This window comes from Actinomycetota bacterium, from assembly GCA_030682655.1.
Lineage (GTDB): Bacteria > Actinomycetota > Coriobacteriia > Anaerosomatales > JAUXNU01 > JAUXNU01.
The window spans coordinates 15,454-33,775 of the sequence record JAUXNU010000054.1; the positions used below are offsets into that span (position 1 = coordinate 15,454).

An 18,322-nucleotide genomic window follows, 5' to 3' on the forward strand; every position below is an offset into this window, starting at 1 on the left:
GACTGCCCAGGTAATCCCCCATATGGGTGATGCGCGAACCGGCTCTCGCGAGTACAATGGCGAAGACGTGGCGCGGATGCGCTTGGCGTCTGCATGGCCTCGTGACGACGGTCCGCCGGGTCGGCTCCGGTGGTATCTGTGCTGCTTTGCCGGGGAAAGACAGGCACATGACCGCTGCTAGCCGTTTCGTGATGCGAGTATCAAAGGGCGTGCCGGTGGTTCTGCTGGCAGCGGCGCTCTTGCTCGGCGTATCAGCGGGAATGGCCGGGGCGGACACTGCCCCTCACATCACGACCGAGGTCGAGACCGACGCGTGTGCCATGTGCCACAGGGCGCACACGGCCTTCGGTGACGGCTGGTACCGGGAGCTGGGGTCATTCGAGATCACGAGGACCGCTCTGCTTGTCAGCGGGGGCAGCGCGGGCGAGGCCGACACGGGCCTGTGCTTCGCCTGTCACGGGATCGAGGCGCTAGGTTCCGGCACCGATATCCAGACGCCGTTCTCCTCGGCATCGAGTCACAAGCTCGCGCCGGAGGATTCGGACTGGGGACCTACGCCCAAGCAGTGCAGTGACTGTCACGACAGCCACGGCATTGAACGACGGGTTGACGACACGCCCTATCCGGCATTACTGCGCGTGCGCGACCTGGCCGACAACCAGTTCTTCGAAGGCGATGCCTACTGCGCGGCGTGTCATATTGGCCGTCCCGCCGATCGGTGGGACGGGCTCGCTGTTTGGCAGCAGACCGGCCACGCCGCCTCGATTGACCCGCCGATATCGGGCACAGGCATCGTCTGTTCCGCCTGCCACGACCCTCACGGTTCCGACAACCCGCCAAGTGTGACAGAGCAGCTCGTGCCCCCGTCGGCTCCTGGCACGGTCACGGTCCCTGCGAACGATCGGCGCTTCTGCTACGGGTGCCACGCGGGTTCGCAGGCGACATACGCCGGGATGTCCGCGTACGTCACCGGCGGACACGCGTCGTCAGCGGCCACGATCTCCGTCCCGGGCGAATGGCCCGCGGTGAATGCAAGTCGAAAGGTCGGCGAGTGTCAGGTTTGCCATGCGCCCATGGGCAGGTCGGACGGCGCTGGCGGTGTGATCGACAAGCTGGCCGAGAAGGCAGGCCGTGCGCTGTGCGAGACGTGTCACGCGGCGGCGTCGACGATTGCCACCGACACGGCCTCTCTCGCCTTCCCGCCGGCTCGCGCTACGGACGAAGAGCTCGTTGTTGCCTACGACCCCTCGACGCTGCCATCGATGTACGGTCGCGTTTCGCTCTACACGCAGGAGGCTGCTGGCACTTCTCGACTTGTGGGGCCACGGGAGTTCGGCGTGACCGGACGGGCCGGCGACGCTGCTGCGGGTGACGTCGATGGCCTTGGTGTGAACGAGCTCGTTGTGTGCGATCCGGGTACGAGCCGGCTCGAGGTGTTCTACTCGGACTCCTTGGCCGGTCTGATTCCGACCACATACACATCGCTGGATGCGGCATTCACGTACGTTGCCGTGGCCGATGTGTTCGATGACGGCTCAGGGCGGCCCGAGATCGTCGCTGTGACACGTTCAGCGACCGCCCCTCACCCGAGTTCGGTCTACGTGTACCGGCTGAGTGGGGCGTCGCTTGTCAAGATCGATGGACCGGTGAGCGTCGGCAACGACGCGTCCGGAATCGCTGTAGGGGACGTGACCGGTTCGGGATTCGCGGACGTTGCAGTCACTGCCGCCGGGGACGACGATCTCTACATCCTGACCGAGGACAGCGGAACACCCGGCACCCTGGCCACGAACGGTCCCTACGCCACCCGAAGTGGCCCCCGCGGGCCGAGCATCGGGGACGCGTGGGACGGCGTTGCCGGTCAGAGGGAGATCACCGTTGCGAACTCCGGCGAGACAGCCGGGACCGTGTCGGTCTTCAACGGGTCTGGGACGATCCTGGGGAGCTACGACGCGACGGCTGCGGCCGGAGCACAGGCATGGGACACGCTCGTGGCGGACGTACTGCCCGGCGTCGGGGGCGATGAGACGGTTGTCGCGTTGCGACATGAGACCGGCGACAGCGGTGTCAACGTCTTTGCCGGGATGAGCGGGGGCGGACTCGGGAACCGTCAGTCGTACACCACCGGGCAGTACTACCGGTCCTCGTCGCTCGCGGCTGGCGATGTGAACCGCGACGGCCGCTCGGAGCTGGTAGTCGGGAACGCGGGTCTTTGGAGCCGTAGCACGCCGCGAGAGGCACCGTCGGTGCAGGTGTTCAAGGCGACGACCGATGGTCTCGACCTGCAGACAACGCCCGAGACCCTGTGGGGCGGTGGCGTCGAGGTCGCGTCCGAGGCGCCCGCAGTCGTCGTGGCGGACTTCGGCGGCGTCGGTGAGAGTCGTCACCCCATTGACGCTGTCCCCGACACGCATGTCTCGACCGAGACGTTCACTCTCACGCGGCACGTCGAGTGCGTCGACTGCCACAACTCCCATGAGTCAACGAGCACGCCCACTGTAGCGTCTGCTTCGGCACCCGCGGCATACGGACCACTCAAGGGAGCGTGGGGGGTCGAGGTCACGAACTTCGCGGACATGTCGATCACCTACGGTCTCAAGCAGGGTGTGGCCTACGAGTACGAAGTCTGTATGAAGTGTCACTCGTTCTGGTCGCAGCTGCGCGGCAGCCGCGATGTGTCCGTGGACTTCCAGACCTACAACGCGTCGTTCCACGGTGTCGAATCGGGTACAACGAACTCGCAGGCCACCCTGGACTCATTCGTGGAGACGACCCCGGCCTGGACCAACTCATCGGTCGTCTACTGCGTGGACTGCCACACCAATCAGGATTCGGGCGAGGCCCGCGGCCCCCACACGAGCGAGGACGCCCCGGTCCTTGTGCAGCCCTACTGGGGTCTGACCTCAGGCGATAGCTCCGGACTCTGCTACCGCTGTCACAAGCGCACCGTGTACTACACAGGTGACGATGACTCCGGCACGTCGATCAGCCGGTTCCACGACGCGGTACTCGGCCTCACAGAGCCCAAATTGCACTACCTGCACACGAGCGAGCGTGGGCTCGGCTGCGGGGCCTGCCATGTCACACACGGCGTGGACCGCGAGCATCTTATCAGGAGCGGGCTCGGCTGGGTCAACGATCCCGGGAGCAATCCGGGCGGCTCGTGCGACAACGACTGCCACACCGGTGGTACCCACACGTACGAGCGGTGAGCGCCCTCTAGCTGACGATGAGAACGCGCGTTCCCACTTCGACACGCTCGTAGAGGTCTTCGATGTCCCACCTGTGCATCCGCATGCAGCCGTGACTCGCCGCAGTGCCGATCGAGTAGTCCTTCGATGTCCCGTGGATCCGAATCCCGGAAGCGTTCAGGTTCATTGCGCGCGTTCCGAGCGGGTTTCCGGACCCGGGGGGAATCGACTTCGGCATGTCCTTGGCCCACGCGCTCCCGGGGTTGCTCCAGGTCGGGCGGTATCGTTTCTGGACGATCTCCCAGGTGCCGCGAGGTGTCGGGAAGCTCGGGGCGCCGACCGCCACGCCGAACTTCTTCTCGAGCTCGAGACCATCGTAGAGGTACAGTCGCCGTTCGGAGAGATCTACGACGATCGTCTTGCCGAGCGTCTTGTCGGTCACCTTCGGCCCCACCACACGGACCGGCAACTCCGCTGTCTTCTCGCCCGCAAGCAGCGCCTTCGTGATAGCCGCGAGTGCAGCTGCGCGGTCGACCGCTCGCCCTTTCGCCGAGGACGACATCACCACAGCGCCGTCGGCGTCGATCGTTACTGTGGCGTCCACCGCAGGCGTGTCGATGCGCGAAGCGACATCGTCGATCCACCCTTCCAGCGGTGCCCCATCCACGGACAGGACCGGTTCGATCTCCACGTCCACGGTCCGGTCGGCGTATCGGCGCAGGGCCCGCTCGGCGATAGTCGCTTGCCGGCTGGGATGAAGCGCCTCTTCGAGCATGAGGTCGACATCGATCGCCAGGCTGGTCTTCGGGTCCAGATCGAAGGTCTTGCCGTCGTAGACGACGTGGACCGTCTGTAGCAGCGGGGTCGCTACCGTGCGTCCGATCAGCTCGCGCGCCTGATCGAGTCCGAGGCCACCCAGAGACTCTCCGTCGACGGTCACACCCACCGGAATGATGGCACGCGCACCGTAGTCGTCCACGATCGACCAGGTGAAACCCGCCGACAGTGCGAGCATTGCGCATGCAGACATTGCGGCGCAGAAGCGTACAGCTCGCGTGCGAATACTCATGTGGTTCCCGAAGAAGGAGGCGGGCGAGTCCTGCATATTCTACAATGGCTTGGATGTTCGCGCGACATGTTGCGCAAAGGGAGGAGCGTCGTGGGTCAGCCGGAGACCCGTCAACCCTACCGCGGTAACCTCGACAAACTCACAGCCAAAGTGCTCAACGAGCGCGGGCTGGACCTCGGGCAATACCGGCAGCAGTATCTCGAGCGAAGGATTGCTACGCGTTTGCGTTCGCTTGACCTGCACTCTTACCGGCAGTACGTGGACTACCTGGACACACATGCCGATGAATACGCGAAACTGATCGACACCCTCACCATCAACGTCACCGAGTTCTATCGGGACGCCCCGGTATTCGATCTGTTCCGGAAGACCATCGTCCCGGCGATGATCGAAAACAAACTTCGTGCGCGACAGCGGATGCTGCGCGCGTGGTCGGCAGGATGTGCGACCGGCGAGGAGCCCTACTCGATCGCGATGTCGTTTCTAGATGGACTCGGGAGCCATACCAAGGACTTCGTGCTCACAGTGATTGCGACCGACCTCGATGACAGGGCGATCGCGCAGGCGAAGGCCGCGGTTTACCCCGCCGAAAGGCTCAAGACCATTCCCAAGACGCATCAGGTAAAATACCTAGATGTGCACGGAGATACCTTCAGCGTGAAGCCGGAGGTGGCCCGCCACGTTAGGTTCAGGCACTTCAATCTCTTTGCGGACAAGCCGATAAGCGTCGTAGATGTGATCTTCTGCCGGAACGTGTTCATCTACTTCAGCAGGGAGCAGCAGGAGAAGGTGCTCGAGATGTTCTGGGGTGCCTTGGCCAAAGGGGGTTACCTCGTACTCGGACGGAGCGAGAAGCTGGCACCGTCGGCTGCGAAGCGGTTCGAGTTGGTGAGCGGCAGGGAGCGCGTCTACCGGAAGCCGCCGCTCCGGTAGCGGGATAGGCGGTGCGAGAGCGCCGCGAACGGAGGAGGACCACAGGTCATGACTCATGAGCATCGAGGGACTCGTGTCAAGCGGGGGCTTGCGCTCACGTTCACGCTGCTGACGTGGGCGACCATCGCTCCGGCGGTCGGGATCGGCCTCGCGGCGACCGCGATCTACGCCTACTTCTACCTCCATCTGACCATTGCCCAGATGCTACCTGTCATGGGGTTCGGGGCCACTGTCATGGTTGTCATGTCGATTCCCGGCTCCTTCGCCTGGCGGTGGCAGTTCGACGAGCGCGTTCTGCGCCCGCTGCGCGATCTCGGAGGCACGATGGTCGAGGCGGGACAGGGAGATCTCACTGTCCGGGCGGACATCATCCACAGCGACGAGATCGGTGTGCTCGCCGACGAGTGCAATTGCCTGATCGAGTCCCTTCAGGGAATCGCATCTCACGTCCGTCGCTCCGCCGAGACGGTGTCGGCGGCCGCAGCACAACTCTCGGCATCGTCCGAGGAGATATCCTCGTCAACCATGGAGATCTCGTCCTCGGTGCAACAGATCGCGCACGGCGCGGAGCTCCAGTCGCGCAAAGTCGAGGAGACATCCGGCTCGATGGAGTCGATCAACGGCACGACGAACGAGGTCGCGGGGCAGGCCGAAGAGGCGGTGCGCACCAGCGAAGAGGCTGCGCGCGTCGCGGCACACGGCGAAGAGACGACAGGCATGGCCGTCATGAAGATCGCCGAGGTCCAGCAGGCGATCGAGACGCTGGCGAACTCGGTGGAGCTCCTTGGCAAGCGGAGCAGTGAGATCGGATCCATCGTGGACGTGATCACCTCCATCGCCGATCAGACGAACCTTCTGTCGCTCAACGCCGCCATCGAGGCAGCGCGGGCGGGAGAGTCGGGCCGGGGATTCTCCGTCGTCGCCGACGAGGTCCGCAAGCTTGCCGAGGGCTCGGGCAAGGCAGCCGAGCAGATCGGCGATCTCATCAAGGAAGTCCAGGAGGAGACCGCCAAGGCGGTCAAGTACATGGAGATCGGCACGCGCGAGGTGGAGATGGGCACCGAGGTCGTTGGCAAGACGGGCGAGGCACTGCGTCAGATCACCGACGCCGTGTCGCGCACAGCAGTGCTCGCCGAACAGATCTCCCACGCGATGAGCGATCAGAAGACGCGCACGTCCTCGGTGGACAAGGCGATGCACGATATCGCTGCTGTCGTCGAAGAGAACGCAGCGTCTGCCGAGGAGACCGCGGCTGCTGCCCAGGAGCAGACGGCATGCATGCAGGAGATCACGTCTTCGGCGCAGGAACTCTCGGACATGGCTCAGAGGCTTGAGGATTCTGTCCATAGCTTCACGGTCGACTAGGGGGTGGAGTGACGAATGTCGCAGGTAGCAGATACAGATACGAGGCCATTCGTCATATTTCGCCTTGGCGACGAGGAGTACGGGCTCGCCATAGACCGCGTGCGCAGCATCATTCGCTTCGAGCAGGCCACGCCGGTGCCCCGCTCCGCCGAGAGCGTACTGGGCGTGATCAACTTGCGCGGCACGGTCATTCCCGTCTTGGACCTGGCGAGTCGTCTCAACCGGGAAGCGTTCGTCCCGACAGCGACGTCCCGCATCGTGGTCGCGGAGGCGGCGGTCGGGCTTGTCGGGCTGGCAGTCGACTCTGCAAGCGAGGTCACGAACATCCCCGTCGAGGCCATCAAGCCCACACCCGAGAGCGTTCTCAACGCCGATACGGTGGCCGTCTTTGAGGGTGTCGCCGAGCGGGATGGCAAACTCATCATCTTGATCGACCTCGATGAGGCGATTCCACGGACCCAGTACGTGCAAGCCCTTTGCTCGGAGCGGGCTTTGGAGGGAGACACGGATGTCTAGGACCATCCTCGTCGTCGACGATGCGGCATTCATGCGGATGATGATTCGCGACATTCTGGCCAAGGAGGGCTACGTCATCCACGAGGCCGTCAACGGGCGCGACGCGGTCGAGAAGTACGGCGAGGTCCGTCCGGATCTCGTGACCATGGACATCACGATGCCCGAGATGAACGGGCTTGAAGCGCTTCGTGAGATTCGTTCCGGCGATTCGAGTGCCCGGGTACTCATGGTCTCGGCGATGGGGCAGCAGAGGATGATCGTGGAGGCGCTTGAGTCGGGGGCGATGGACTTCCTCGTGAAGCCGTTCCAGCCGACCAAGGTGCTCGAGACCGTCAAGAAGTGCCTGCAGAGCCAGGCCACGTGACATCCGGTCCCATGCACTCCGCTATCAAGGTGCTCGTCGTTGATGACTCGGCACTCATCCGCCAGATGCTGACACGTGTGTTGTCGCTCGACCCCCGCATCGAAGTCGTGGGCGTTGCCCGCAATGGCGTCGAGGCCATCGAGAAGGCGCGTACTCTCGAGCCAGATGTCATCACCCTCGATGTCGAGATGCCCGAACTCACCGGCCTAGAGGCATTGCCGCATCTCAAGCGTCTCTCAGACGCGCGTGTGATCATGTTGAGCACACTCGATGACCCCGATACGACCTATGCTGCGTTGAGCCGTGGCGCCGTTGACTTCCTCACGAAGCCCAAGGCGGGTGTTGCGAGCTCACTCGCTGAGCTTTCCGACCTGCTGCTCAAGAAGATCCGAATCGCGTATCGGATCGATCCCGAGCATATGGCGGCGGCCGAGCGGGTCTTCGGAGATACGCCGCCCCCCGCTGCCCCGAAACGCACGGATACGGCGCCAATCGCACTCGAATATGTCGTAGCGGTTGCCGCGTCCACCGGGGGACCCCCCGCCCTGGAACGTGTATTCTCCGGCCTGAGCTCCGCGATTCCGGCCGCGTTTCTACTGGTACAACACCTGCCTGCAGGCTTCACCGCTTCGCTGGCACGGAGACTGTGTTCCGCATCGGACATTCCGGTGCTCGAAGCGCGTGAGGGTATGGTCGTGAAACAGGGCACCGCATATGTCGCGCCACATGGCGTGCACATGACCGTCGCCCGTTCGAATCGGGACGTGTGCCGGCTGCTGCTCGAAGACGGAGAGCCCATACACGGCGTCAAGCCCGCAGCCGACCCCCTGTTCGCGGCTGTCGCAAGGACGTATGGCGAGCATGCGGTCGGAGTTGTCCTCACCGGCATGGGCTCGGACGGAGCGGAGGGTCTGGCCGCCATTCGCGATGCCGGAGGGGAAACGATCGTCCAAAACGAAGAGACGAGCGTGGTCTGGGGGATGCCCGGGGCCGCGGTGAAGCGCAAGGCGGCGGGTCACGTGGTGCCGCTCGGACTCGTTGCCGCGGAGATACGACGCACGATGCGAGAGAAGGCCTAGCTCATGGGAGAGATGGATGCGTACAAGGACATCTTCATGTCGGAGAGCGCCGAGTTCGTCCAGGCGATCACCGAGGGGCTGCTTGCACTAGAGACGAACGCAGGTGATCTCGAGCCGGTGGAGGTCATCTTCCGAGGCGCCCACAGCCTCAAGGGCATGTCTGCGACCATGGGGTACGAGCGCACGGCCGACCTCACCCATCGCATGGAAACCCTCATGGACCGCGTTCGCAAGCGTGAATTGGCCGTGGACTCGAGGCTCATCGATCTGATGCTGGAGGCCGTGGACACGGTGCGAGTTCTGATCGAAGACGAGTCCGAAGGCCGTTCGGACGTCGATACCGGTCCCATGATCGAGCGAATCCTCGCAATGGCGGAAGGGGAGGCGACCGCGGATGGACCCGCCGCGGCTCCGGGGGCAGCTCCTCGGAAGCGAACTGCACGTCGGAAGCCAACTGCAGTCAAGGCACCAATCGGAGGGCAGTCTGACGATGAGCTAGATGAGGTTCCCGGGGTCCCGATGAGACCGGAGGTAGGATCCGAGACTGCCCGAACGTATCGTGTCACCGTTACGCTCGAGGAGGCATGCGTTCTCAAGGCCGTTCGTGCCTACATGGTCATCAAGCGACTGACGCACATGGGAGAAGTCCTCGAGACCATTCCGGAAGCAAGGGATATCGAGGACGAGCGTTTCGACCGGGAATTCGTGGTCGTTGTCCGGACATCCGCGACAGCTGAGTCCGTACAGAAGGCCACACTCGGCGTCAGCGAGATCGAGAAGGCCGTCGCGGAAGTCACCGCAGAAGCGGCTGGCACGGCGAAGACTGCCGGAGGCGCGCTGTCGGGACAGGCATCGCGTCCAGCGATACCGAAACTCTCCGAGACCCAGACCGTGCGTATCGCGATCGGGCACCTTGATTCCATGGTCAATCTCGTTGGCGAATTCGTGATCTTGCGGTCGCGACTCGAGCGGGTTGCCAGGGACCTCAAGGACCGCGAGCTCGATGACACGCTCGAGGAGTTGCACCGCGTCTCGTCTGAGCTGCAACACGAGGTGATGCATACTCGCATGGTCCCGGTCGGCAACATCTTCAACCGCTTTCCGCGAATGGTTCGCGATCTCGCCCGTGACCTTGGGAAGGACATCGCGTTCGAGATGGATGGGCTCGACATCGAGCTCGACCGGACCGTGCTCGATGAGATTGGCGATCCCATAGTCCACTTGTTGCGCAACAGCGTGGACCATGGCATCGGGGACCCTGCCACGCGGGAGGCGGGCGGCAAGCCCGCTCGCGGTACGGTGCGACTGACTGCGGCGCGTGAGCGCGACCAGGTCCGAATCACAGTGTCGGACGACGGTCGCGGAATCGACGTCGAGCGAATCTGGGACAAGGCATGCTCGCTCAACGTCGTGGAGCCGGAGGCCAGAGAGGCCTATCGCGACGAGGAGATTCTCCTGCTCACATGCATGCCCGGCTTTTCGACCGCCGAGAACGCGACGAGGGTCTCCGGCCGCGGGGTCGGGATGGATGTCGTCAAGGGTAAGATCGAGCACCTGGGAGGCTCACTCACGATATCCTCGGCACCCGGACTGGGGACCGAGACAGTGCTCACGCTTCCCCTCACGCTGGCAATCATCCAGGCTCTGATGATCGGTGCCGCGGGTCGCACGTTCGCAATACCGCTCAGTTCGGTCGACGAGGTCTTCTCCCCGCAAGATGCGGCGATCGACACTGTCGACGGGGCGCCGGTCATCGTGATGCGCGACCATTCGATCGTGCCCGTCTTCCGGGTCGATGCGCTCCTTGGCCTGGGCGGGGTCGCAAGCCGGTTGCCCGACGATGCCGAGCATCTGGTTCTCGTCGAAGACGCCGTCGGCCACCGGCGGGCACTTGTGGTCGAGAAGCTCTACGGCCGGCATGAGATCGTGGTGAAGCCGATCTCCCGCATGTTCCGTGACGCCAAGGGAATCGGGGGGGCTACGGTACTCGGAGACGGGCGAGTCGCCCTCATTATCGATCCGAGAACGATCTTCCCGATGAGAGAGGAGTCTCGATGAGACTCGAGAATCTCACCCCTCTGCAGCGCGATGCCCTGCGTGAGGTCGGCAGTATCGGTGCCGGACATGCGGCGACAGCGCTCTCACAGCTGGTTGACAAGGCCGTCGGACTCACGAATCCGGTGCTCGACATCATTCCCCTTGGTGAAGTGCCCCGGGTCTTCGGTGGGCCCGAGCAGCTGGTCGGGGCAGTCTATCTGAGACTCCTCGGCGACCTTGAGGGCGGCATGTTGTTCATGGCGCCACGCGACACGTCCCTCGCGCTGGTCGACCTCATGCACAATCGCAAAGTGGGCACCACGAAGTCCTTCGGACATTCCGAGGAAGCTCTGGTCACGCATGTAGCCACCATCCTCGCGTCGGCATATATCGCTGCCGTGGCCCGGATGGCGGATCTGAACGTCCTCCCGTCGCAACCGGCGTTCGCGCTGGACATGGCCGGGGCCATCCTCGAGGTGGCCACCGCCGAAGTCGGGATGAAGGCAACATCCGCGCTCCTGCTGAAGACCAGCTTCTTCGATGACTCGACCTCGGTCGATGCCGCACTGTTCTTCCTGCCGGACCCCGACAGCCTTGAAGTGATCCTCGGAAGACTCGGGATAGCCTGAAAGTGATGAAAGGAACTGACAGCGCGACTGTCAACTACAGTGACCCCAACCTTGTCGAGGTAGGGGTCGGAATGCTGGCAATCGCCGAGTACCCCAAGTACCTGATGACGCCTGCACTCGGGTCTTGTGTGGGCGTTGCGCTCTACGACGCAACGCTCAGGCAGGGGGGACTTGCCCACATAATGCTCCCGATGCCGCTCGACAGCGGTCTGGTCGCCAGCGAGGACCGATTTGCCTCGAATGCTATTCCCAGGCTTGTCTCGATGCTCTCGGAGGCCGGGTCGCCGCGCCGCCGCCTCATGGCCAAACTGGCCGGAGGAGCTGCGATGTTCCGTACCGATTCGGCTCTGGCTCAGATTGGCGAGCGGAATGTCGCCGAGGTTCGCAGGCAGCTGAAACTACTGAACATCCTCGTGATTGCCGAAGATACAGGGGAGAGTCACGCAAGGACTGTAGAGCTGCATCTCGACAACGGAACGTACGTGGTCCGGAGCTATCTCTACGGCGTACGGAAACTGTGAGACAGTGGAGAAACAGGAAGTACAAGGTCTGGCTATGGAAGAGGCCGACGTGGTCGCCGTTCCCTCGCGCCAGAGTGCTGGCGGGAAGCTGACGATCGCGATCGTCGGAGGAAGCCTGCGCGCGGCCTCCATCCTGCGGCTCCTCAGCGAGGTCGACAACATCGATGTCGCGGCCGTGTGCTGCTCCAGTGCGGCTGCTCCGGCGGTGCGCCTTGCCGAGGACCTGGGCATCTATGCGACGCGCGACGTTTCCGAGGTCTTCCAGATACCGGGGCTCGACCTCATCATCGACATGTCCGAGGACGCGGCGACCCATGCGACACTTCTGTCCCAGCGTCCTGAGCATGTCGAGATGGTCGGCACCAACGGTTCTGAGCTAGTCTGGGACCTGCTCGTTGCCAAGAAGCGTGGCGAGGAGCAGGAGAAGCTCTTCGTCGAGCTTCAGGTGGCCTACGACAAGATCCGTAGCCACGAGCGGCGCCTTCAGACGAGCAAGGAGGCTCTGGAGAGGGCGAATGAGGAGCTAGAGAGCAGGCTCGCCGAGATCTTCTTCACCCACGAGTTCTTCAAGGCGCTCACGAGCTACAGCTCTGTCGAAGACGTGTGCAGTCTCATCGTCGACGGGGCCAACGGAATCCTGGGCGCCGAGATCAGCTGCGTGTATCTCTTCGAGCGCACTGATTGGACCCTACGGCTGCGGGCGTGCCAGGGGTGGGCCGAGGACGCATTCGAGCCTATCATCTCGGTCTCGGAGACAATCCTTGGCTCGGCATTCCGTGACGGCATCATCCAGGAGCAGGACGTCCGGATCGGGTCACCCTCCGCAGGATGGGTGCGGAATCCGGAGAGCGTTCGGTCGCAGGCCGCAGTCCCGCTCAAGACGGGCGATCACGTCATCGGCGTGATGGCGATCGCGTGCGCGAGCTACCGCGAGCTCACTGTGGCTGAGATGGAGCGTCTCCAGGTCATCGGCAATCAGTCTTCGCTGTCTCTCCAGAACGCCTTGCTGCATGGAGAGCTGGAACGCCTCTCGGTAACCGACCGGCTCACTGAACTCTACAACCACGGGTACTTCCAGCAGCGGTTGGAGGAGGAACTTGGCCGGGCCAATCGGTTCGGGCACCGCCTGTCGCTCATCATGCTGGATATAGATGACTTCAAGGACTTCAACGATACTTTCGGTCATCCAAGGGGAGACAAAGTCCTTCAGGCGGTCAGCGCCATGATCAAACTCAATCTGCGCGAGATAGATGTGGCCGCACGATACGGTGGCGAGGAGTTCGTCGTCGTGTTGCCGGAAACGGACGCGGAGGGCGCGCTGTTGGTTGCCCAGCGCATTCGGGACAGTGTGGCCGAGTATGATTTCATCGGGGGCGACGACATCCCTCCGGTCCGGAAGACCGTGTCGATAGGAATCGCGACCTACCCCGCGCACGCAACAAGTCAGGCCCGCCTCATCGAAGCTGCAGACCGTGCGATGTATGCTGCCAAGAGGAATGGGAAGGATCGCGTGGTTGTGGCGAACTGAGCGGCGCGGAAGGGGTAGCCCGCTGTGAGCCTGAGAACGGCACTCGAGAGGATCTCGCCAGACCGGACGACGGAGACCGCAGTGCGAGAGATCCTCTCACTGTTCACCCGGCGTGCCGAGGAGTGGCTTGAGCCATCAAGGGTGGCCGCGATCGCCGATGTCCCGCCGTCGCTGGCGGAGCACATTCTCGGGATTTTGGGTACAGCATTCGTGCTAGACTTCGACGACGGTCCGCCACGGTATGCCTATCACAAGGACCGGTTACTTGACTTGGAGATCGACCGGTTTCTGCGTCGAGCCGACGGCCGCGCGGGTAAGCTCCAATCAAACGTCGAGAAATTCCGAGGTCGTTTCGGTGCCCGCTAGGGGCCGGTGTGTCGACAGGTGTGTGGATCAGCGTGATACCGATACTCCCCGGGGTTCGGGGACCCGCAGTCGAAGATATCCAAAGACGTCTTCTCGGCCTGGGCTACGAGCTTGGGCCGACCGGCGTCGACGGCGTGTTCCTGGGCATGACCCGGGACGCAGTCGTCGCGTTTCAGACAGAGCGCGGTCTCGTGGAAGACGGTGTCGTTGGCGACGAGACCTGGAATGCGCTCGTTGATGCGACCTTCACCCTCGGCGATCGCATGCTGTACCTGCGGCTGCCGTACTTCCACGGTCGCGATGTCGCCGGGCTGCAGGAGGCGCTGAATACCCTGGGCTTCTCCTCCGGGCAGCCTGATGGCATCTTCGGCGCCTACACAGAGCGTGCGGTTCGCGAGTTCCAGCTCAACTGCGGCCAGCCTGCCGACGGAATCGTTGGTCCTGAGACGGTGCGGACCGTCGTCGGGCTCCGACACGTGTGGGAAGGGAAGGACGTCTCGACGCCTCGAGAAGCGAAAGTCGCGGCGGCGCGCGCATGCGACGTGCTGCGCAGATTCCCATTGTCTTTCGCCGGAGACAGTGCGGCCACCTTGGACATCGCCGAGCGTGTGGTCAACCTCGCTCGTGCCACTACAGAAGAGGCGAGGGTGTCGCTATCGGAAGCCGGCATTGCAGCAGGGGCCTTCGCTTTCCTGCGGATTGTGGGGGATTGCGTTCACGACGGTGGTGGTGTGCCCGTCGTTCAGGCCGGGAGCGACGAGGGAGCCGCGTTGGCGGCCCGCATCTTGATTGCCCTGGGCTCCCGGCCAGAGGGTTCCGTTGAGCTGTGTGTCGCAGTGGACCAGGCGTCCGATATGAACGAGAGGGACCGCCAGCGGACCGCCGTCCGAATTCTGGACGCCCTGTGCGTGGCACTCGCCTGAATGCCCCTTGACGTGCTAGTATACGGCGGTTGAACTGAAACCGAGTGCCTATGGAGGAATCATCCTGACAGCACGATACCTGAAGACCCTATCCCTTGCGCTGGTGCTAGTTCTCGCCATGGGCGTTTCGCCTGCAGTCGCTGTGCCGACGATGAGCGACAAGCGTGGCGAGGCTATTCGTGTGAAGAAGCAGATCGACGATCTCGATGCGAAGGTCGAGGTTGCGGCTGAGGCGTACAACGAAGCGTACGCCACTCATGCAGACCTTCTGGGCCAGATCGGCTCCACGAAGGCGAAGCTCAAGAAGACGAACAAGCGCATCGACCAGCTCCAGACGATGCTGTCGACACGCGCCAACTCAATGTATCGCAACGGACCACTCTCTTTCGTGGAGGTGCTTCTCGGCGCCAATGACTTCGAGGAGTTTGCCGCCACATGGGATCTCCTGACTGACATCAACCGCCACGATGCGGATGCAACGGTCGAACTCAAGAAGACCAAGGCAGAGGCGGAGATCGTGGCGAAGGAGCTCGCGTCCCGTGAAGGTGAGGCCAAGAAGGTCCTTGACCGCATGTCTGCCAGGAAGCGTTCGATCGAGGGCGACCTGGCACAGCGCAAGAGCATGCTGACGGGTCTTGAGAATGAGATCGCCGCCATCGAGGCAGCCGATCGCGCACGCGCTGCAGCGGCAGCGGCCGCCGTGTCCCGGTCGCGCTCGTACGCACCCGAACGCAGCTTCCCTGCTCCCACACGTGCTGCCCGCGGCGAGGTCGTGGATGTCGCCAAACGCTACCTCGGCGCTCCGTATCGTTGGGGTGCTTCGGGCCCGAACTCGTTTGACTGCAGCGGCTTCACGATGTTCGTGTATTCGCAGGTGGGCGTTTCGCTTCCCCACTCGTCACGGGCGCAGATCGGACACGGCGAGCGAGTGTCGCGTAGCGATCTGCAACCAGGCGACCTCGTCTTCTTCGGATCTCCGATCCACCACGTAGGCATCTACGTTGGCGGCGGGATGTACATCCACGCACCCCACACCGGAGACGTTGTGAGCATCGATCCGTTGAGCCGGGGCGACTATGCCGGAGCCTGCAGGCCCTAGCGAGTCTCGTCGCCGTATGTGACTTCCGGATGCCGCATGGGACCTCTCATGCGGTATTCTTCTTTTGGCAGGCCCGACGAAGGTACGGTGACGCGATGGCAGAGATCGACGGTCTTCTGAAGCTGATGACCGAGAGGGGCTCCTCGGACTTGCATGTCAAGGCGGGAAGCCCTCCGGCGGTCCGTCTCAACGGCAAGCTCGTTGTTTTGCGCGACGAGTTTCAACCTCTCACCGCCGACCAGACGCGAGCGCTCGCGATGGGCATGATGGACGAGCGTCAGTCCGAGTCATTCGAGAATCACAGGGAGGCGGACTTCGCCTACTCCCTGTCTGGCGTCGGGCGCTTCCGCGTGAACGTGTTCCATCAGCGGGGCAGCATCGGTATGACGCTGCGGCGTGTGGCGACCGAACGGGCGAGCATCGAGGACCTCGGCCTACCGGGCGTTATCCGTCGCCTTGCCGATGAGCCGCGAGGGCTTGTTCTTGTCACCGGGACCGCAGGGTCGGGGAAGACGACCACGCTTGCCGCGATGATCGATCACATCAACAGCACGCGCGATGGGCACATCGTCACGATCGAGGATCCCATCGAGGTGCTGCACAAGGACAAGAAGTGCATCGTGAATCAGCGAGAGATCGGTATCGATACGCGAAGCTACGCCGACGCGCTCAGGCACGTTGTCCGTCAGGACCCCGACGTCATCCTCATCGGCGAGATGCGCGACCACGAAACCGTGTCCGCGGCGCTCACGGCCGCGGAGATCGGCAACCTCGTATTCTCGACGCTGCACACGATCGACGCGACCGAGACGATCAACCGAATCATCGACTTCTTCCCGCCTTACCAGCAGAAGCAGGTTCGACTGATGCTGGCGGCCACACTCAAGGGCATCGTGTCGCTCCGCCTGATACCTTCGATCAACGGCGGCCTGGTTCCGGCGGTCGAGATCATGGTGATGACCGGCACGATTCGCGAGTACGTCACGGACTCGGAGAAGACTTACCTCATACGAGATGCGATGGAAGAGGGCGAGTACTACGGCATGCAGACCTTCGACCAGAGCCTTCTGTCGCTGTATCAGGATCGCCAGATCACCCTCGATGACGCGACGGCGATGGCGGCCAATGCGCACGACTTCAAGATCAAGGTGAGACAGCTTGGGGTGGATGCGACCAAGGCGGCCGAGAGCGGCATCTACTAGAGGGTTCTCGTGGCGACGCCGCGTACGCGCGGGATTGCGGTACCGGTCACCGAAGCGTCGAGAAGAGCGCCTCCACTTCCTTGGGCATGTTGCCCAGACCTCCCATATGCTGCTTCAGATAGCTGTTCTCCATGAGCAGCTTCATCGTGATCATGAAGTAGTCGCGCTTGAAGGGCGACATCTTCGGAACCTGCTTCAGCTTCCCCATGTAGAACTTGCGATAGCAGTCGATGACGAGCTTCATGAGTTCGTCCGTCGACATCGCTGTTGGCTTGACCACCGGCGCGACTAGGTTGTAGTCCTCGTAGTCACGGCTAACGATGTGCGGTTCCAGCTCGGCGTACATGTCCGCGTAGGGCCACGGGGCAATCGTGAGGAAGAATGCAAGGTCCGGGTTGTAGTGCACGGCCAGGTCGAACGTTGCCTGGATCATCTCGGGCGTGTCATCGGGCAGGCCAAGGACGAGACTCGTCTCCGAGATCATGTCGTGCTTGTTGATGAGGTCGATCGCCCGCTTCCCCATGTCGACTTGCGTGTTCTTCTTGAACAGGTCAAGCGTTGCCTGATCGGTTCGCTCCACCCCGACGTAGATGTGGTGCACTCCGGCCTCGCGGTAGCGGGCCATGATGTCCTCGTCGCGCAGCACGTCATCCACGCGGGTCTCCATGAGAAGGTGCAGCCCGAGGTCTCGTTCGATCAGCAGGTCGAGGATGCGCTCCCAGCGCACGCGGTCAAGCGTCGGTGTTTCGTCTGAGAGCATCATCACACCGATGCCGTAGCGTTCCTTGAGCATCTGAAGCTCGTCGACGAAGTTCTCCGCGCTGCGGGCACGCCACGTGCGTTCCCAGAAGACCTGTTGGCTGCAGAAAGAGCATGCCTGGTCGCATCCCCGGGACGAGGAGACGATCGCCAGTCCCGTGTCAGGCATCGGGTAGAAGCTGTAGAGGTCCCAATCAACGAGGTCCCACGCCGTGGGAAGCGAATCGAGGTCGTCGATGAGCGGGCGGGTCGGAGTGGCGCGCACAACACCGCCGGCGTCGCGAAACGCGATGCCGGCGACCCTGCCGGGATCTTCACCGGCGGTCAGGCAGGCCACCAGCTCCGGGGCGGTCAGCTCACCTTCGCCGCGAAGCACGTAGTCCACGACGTCGCCGTCGAGGTCCAGAACCTCCTCGTACATGAAGTGCGCGTGTACACCGCCGATCCCGGTGACGACCCCGGGAAGAGTCTCCTTGGCTATGCGGAGCAACTCGACGCCTTTGGGATAGGATGACGTGTAGCAGCTCGTAAGAACCATGTCGGGAGCGATGCGCTCAAGTTCTCGTGCGATGGTCTCGAGATCGTGGTTCGCCGTCATGGCGTCGTATATCACCGGGTCGAATCCCGCGGCCCGCAGCGCACCGGCGATGTAGACGAAGGCCACGTTGGGCCAACTGCCGGCGGTCTCGACAACTCCACTGTGGTACGGGGGAGTCACGAGGGCGACGCGCTGTATCATCG

The 18,322-nt window shown here is 63.1% G+C and carries 16 protein-coding genes; 14 read left to right on the top strand and 2 right to left on the bottom strand.

The window, feature by feature from the left end:
• The first annotated feature begins 167 nt into the window (after positions 1-167).
• Complete coding sequence (locus Q8K99_03075; GenBank protein ID MDP2181535.1) at positions 168-3,212, top strand: cytochrome c3 family protein; 3,045 nt, start codon at positions 168-170, stop codon at positions 3,210-3,212.
• A gap of 7 nt (positions 3,213-3,219) precedes the next feature.
• On the opposite strand, the gene Q8K99_03080 is transcribed toward Q8K99_03075, so the two are convergent.
• A complete protein-coding gene (locus tag Q8K99_03080) occupies positions 3,220-4,206 on the bottom strand; it encodes a L,D-transpeptidase family protein (GenBank protein MDP2181536.1) in 987 nt (328 codons plus the stop codon).
• 144 nt (positions 4,207-4,350) lie between these two features.
• On the opposite strand from Q8K99_03080, the gene Q8K99_03085 reads away from it, so the two are divergent.
• The 13 genes from Q8K99_03085 (at position 4,351) to Q8K99_03145 (ending at position 16,822) form a co-directional block, all read left to right on the top strand.
• The gene (locus tag Q8K99_03085; GenBank protein MDP2181537.1) at positions 4,351-5,193 is read left to right on the top strand and encodes a CheR family methyltransferase; all 843 of its coding nucleotides are present in this window, start codon (positions 4,351-4,353) and stop codon (positions 5,191-5,193) included.
• Between the two features lie 48 nt (positions 5,194-5,241).
• Entirely contained in the window at positions 5,242-6,558 is a 1,317-nt protein-coding gene (locus tag Q8K99_03090; GenBank protein MDP2181538.1) for a methyl-accepting chemotaxis protein, read from the top strand.
• Between the two features lie 15 nt (positions 6,559-6,573).
• On the top strand, positions 6,574-7,074 hold the full coding sequence (locus Q8K99_03095; GenBank protein ID MDP2181539.1) for a chemotaxis protein CheW: 501 nt from the start codon (positions 6,574-6,576) through the stop codon (positions 7,072-7,074).
• Positions 7,067-7,438 carry a response regulator gene (locus Q8K99_03100; GenBank protein MDP2181540.1) on the top strand — a complete coding sequence of 124 codons (372 nt, stop codon included), beginning with the start codon at positions 7,067-7,069 and terminating at the stop codon, positions 7,436-7,438. The genes Q8K99_03095 and Q8K99_03100 overlap by 8 nt, the downstream gene beginning before the upstream one ends.
• On the top strand, positions 7,435-8,517 hold the full coding sequence (locus Q8K99_03105; GenBank protein MDP2181541.1) for a chemotaxis response regulator protein-glutamate methylesterase: 1,083 nt from the start codon (positions 7,435-7,437) through the stop codon (positions 8,515-8,517). Before Q8K99_03100 ends, Q8K99_03105 begins: the two co-directional genes overlap by 4 nt.
• Positions 8,518-8,520: 3 nt before the next feature.
• Positions 8,521-10,575, top strand: a complete 2,055-nt coding sequence (locus Q8K99_03110) for a chemotaxis protein CheA (protein MDP2181542.1) — start codon at positions 8,521-8,523, stop codon at positions 10,573-10,575.
• Positions 10,572-11,183, top strand: a complete 612-nt coding sequence (locus tag Q8K99_03115) for a chemotaxis protein CheC (protein MDP2181543.1) — start codon at positions 10,572-10,574, stop codon at positions 11,181-11,183. Before Q8K99_03110 ends, Q8K99_03115 begins: the two co-directional genes overlap by 4 nt.
• A 5-nt stretch (positions 11,184-11,188) precedes the next feature.
• On the top strand, positions 11,189-11,704 hold the full coding sequence (locus tag Q8K99_03120) for a chemotaxis protein CheD (protein MDP2181544.1): 516 nt from the start codon (positions 11,189-11,191) through the stop codon (positions 11,702-11,704).
• A 34-nt stretch (positions 11,705-11,738) separates the two neighbouring features.
• Entirely contained in the window at positions 11,739-13,232 is a 1,494-nt protein-coding gene (locus Q8K99_03125; protein MDP2181545.1) for a sensor domain-containing diguanylate cyclase, read from the top strand.
• Between the two features lie 24 nt (positions 13,233-13,256).
• Positions 13,257-13,598: a hypothetical protein gene (locus tag Q8K99_03130; GenBank protein ID MDP2181546.1), complete on the top strand. Its 342-nt coding sequence runs from the start codon at positions 13,257-13,259 to the stop codon at positions 13,596-13,598.
• A gap of 8 nt (positions 13,599-13,606) precedes the next feature.
• On the top strand, positions 13,607-14,521 hold the full coding sequence (locus Q8K99_03135; protein MDP2181547.1) for a peptidoglycan-binding protein: 915 nt from the start codon (positions 13,607-13,609) through the stop codon (positions 14,519-14,521).
• Between the two features lie 181 nt (positions 14,522-14,702).
• Positions 14,703-15,620 carry an NlpC/P60 family protein gene (locus tag Q8K99_03140; protein MDP2181548.1) on the top strand — a complete coding sequence of 306 codons (918 nt, stop codon included), beginning with the start codon at positions 14,703-14,705 and terminating at the stop codon, positions 15,618-15,620.
• A gap of 95 nt (positions 15,621-15,715) precedes the next feature.
• Complete coding sequence (locus tag Q8K99_03145) at positions 15,716-16,822, top strand: PilT/PilU family type 4a pilus ATPase (GenBank protein MDP2181549.1); 1,107 nt, start codon at positions 15,716-15,718, stop codon at positions 16,820-16,822.
• A 46-nt stretch (positions 16,823-16,868) separates the two neighbouring features.
• On the opposite strand, the gene Q8K99_03150 is transcribed toward Q8K99_03145, so the two are convergent.
• A complete protein-coding gene (locus tag Q8K99_03150; GenBank protein ID MDP2181550.1) occupies positions 16,869-18,320 on the bottom strand; it encodes a radical SAM protein in 1,452 nt (483 codons plus the stop codon).
• Between the last annotated feature and the right edge of the window lie 2 nt (positions 18,321-18,322).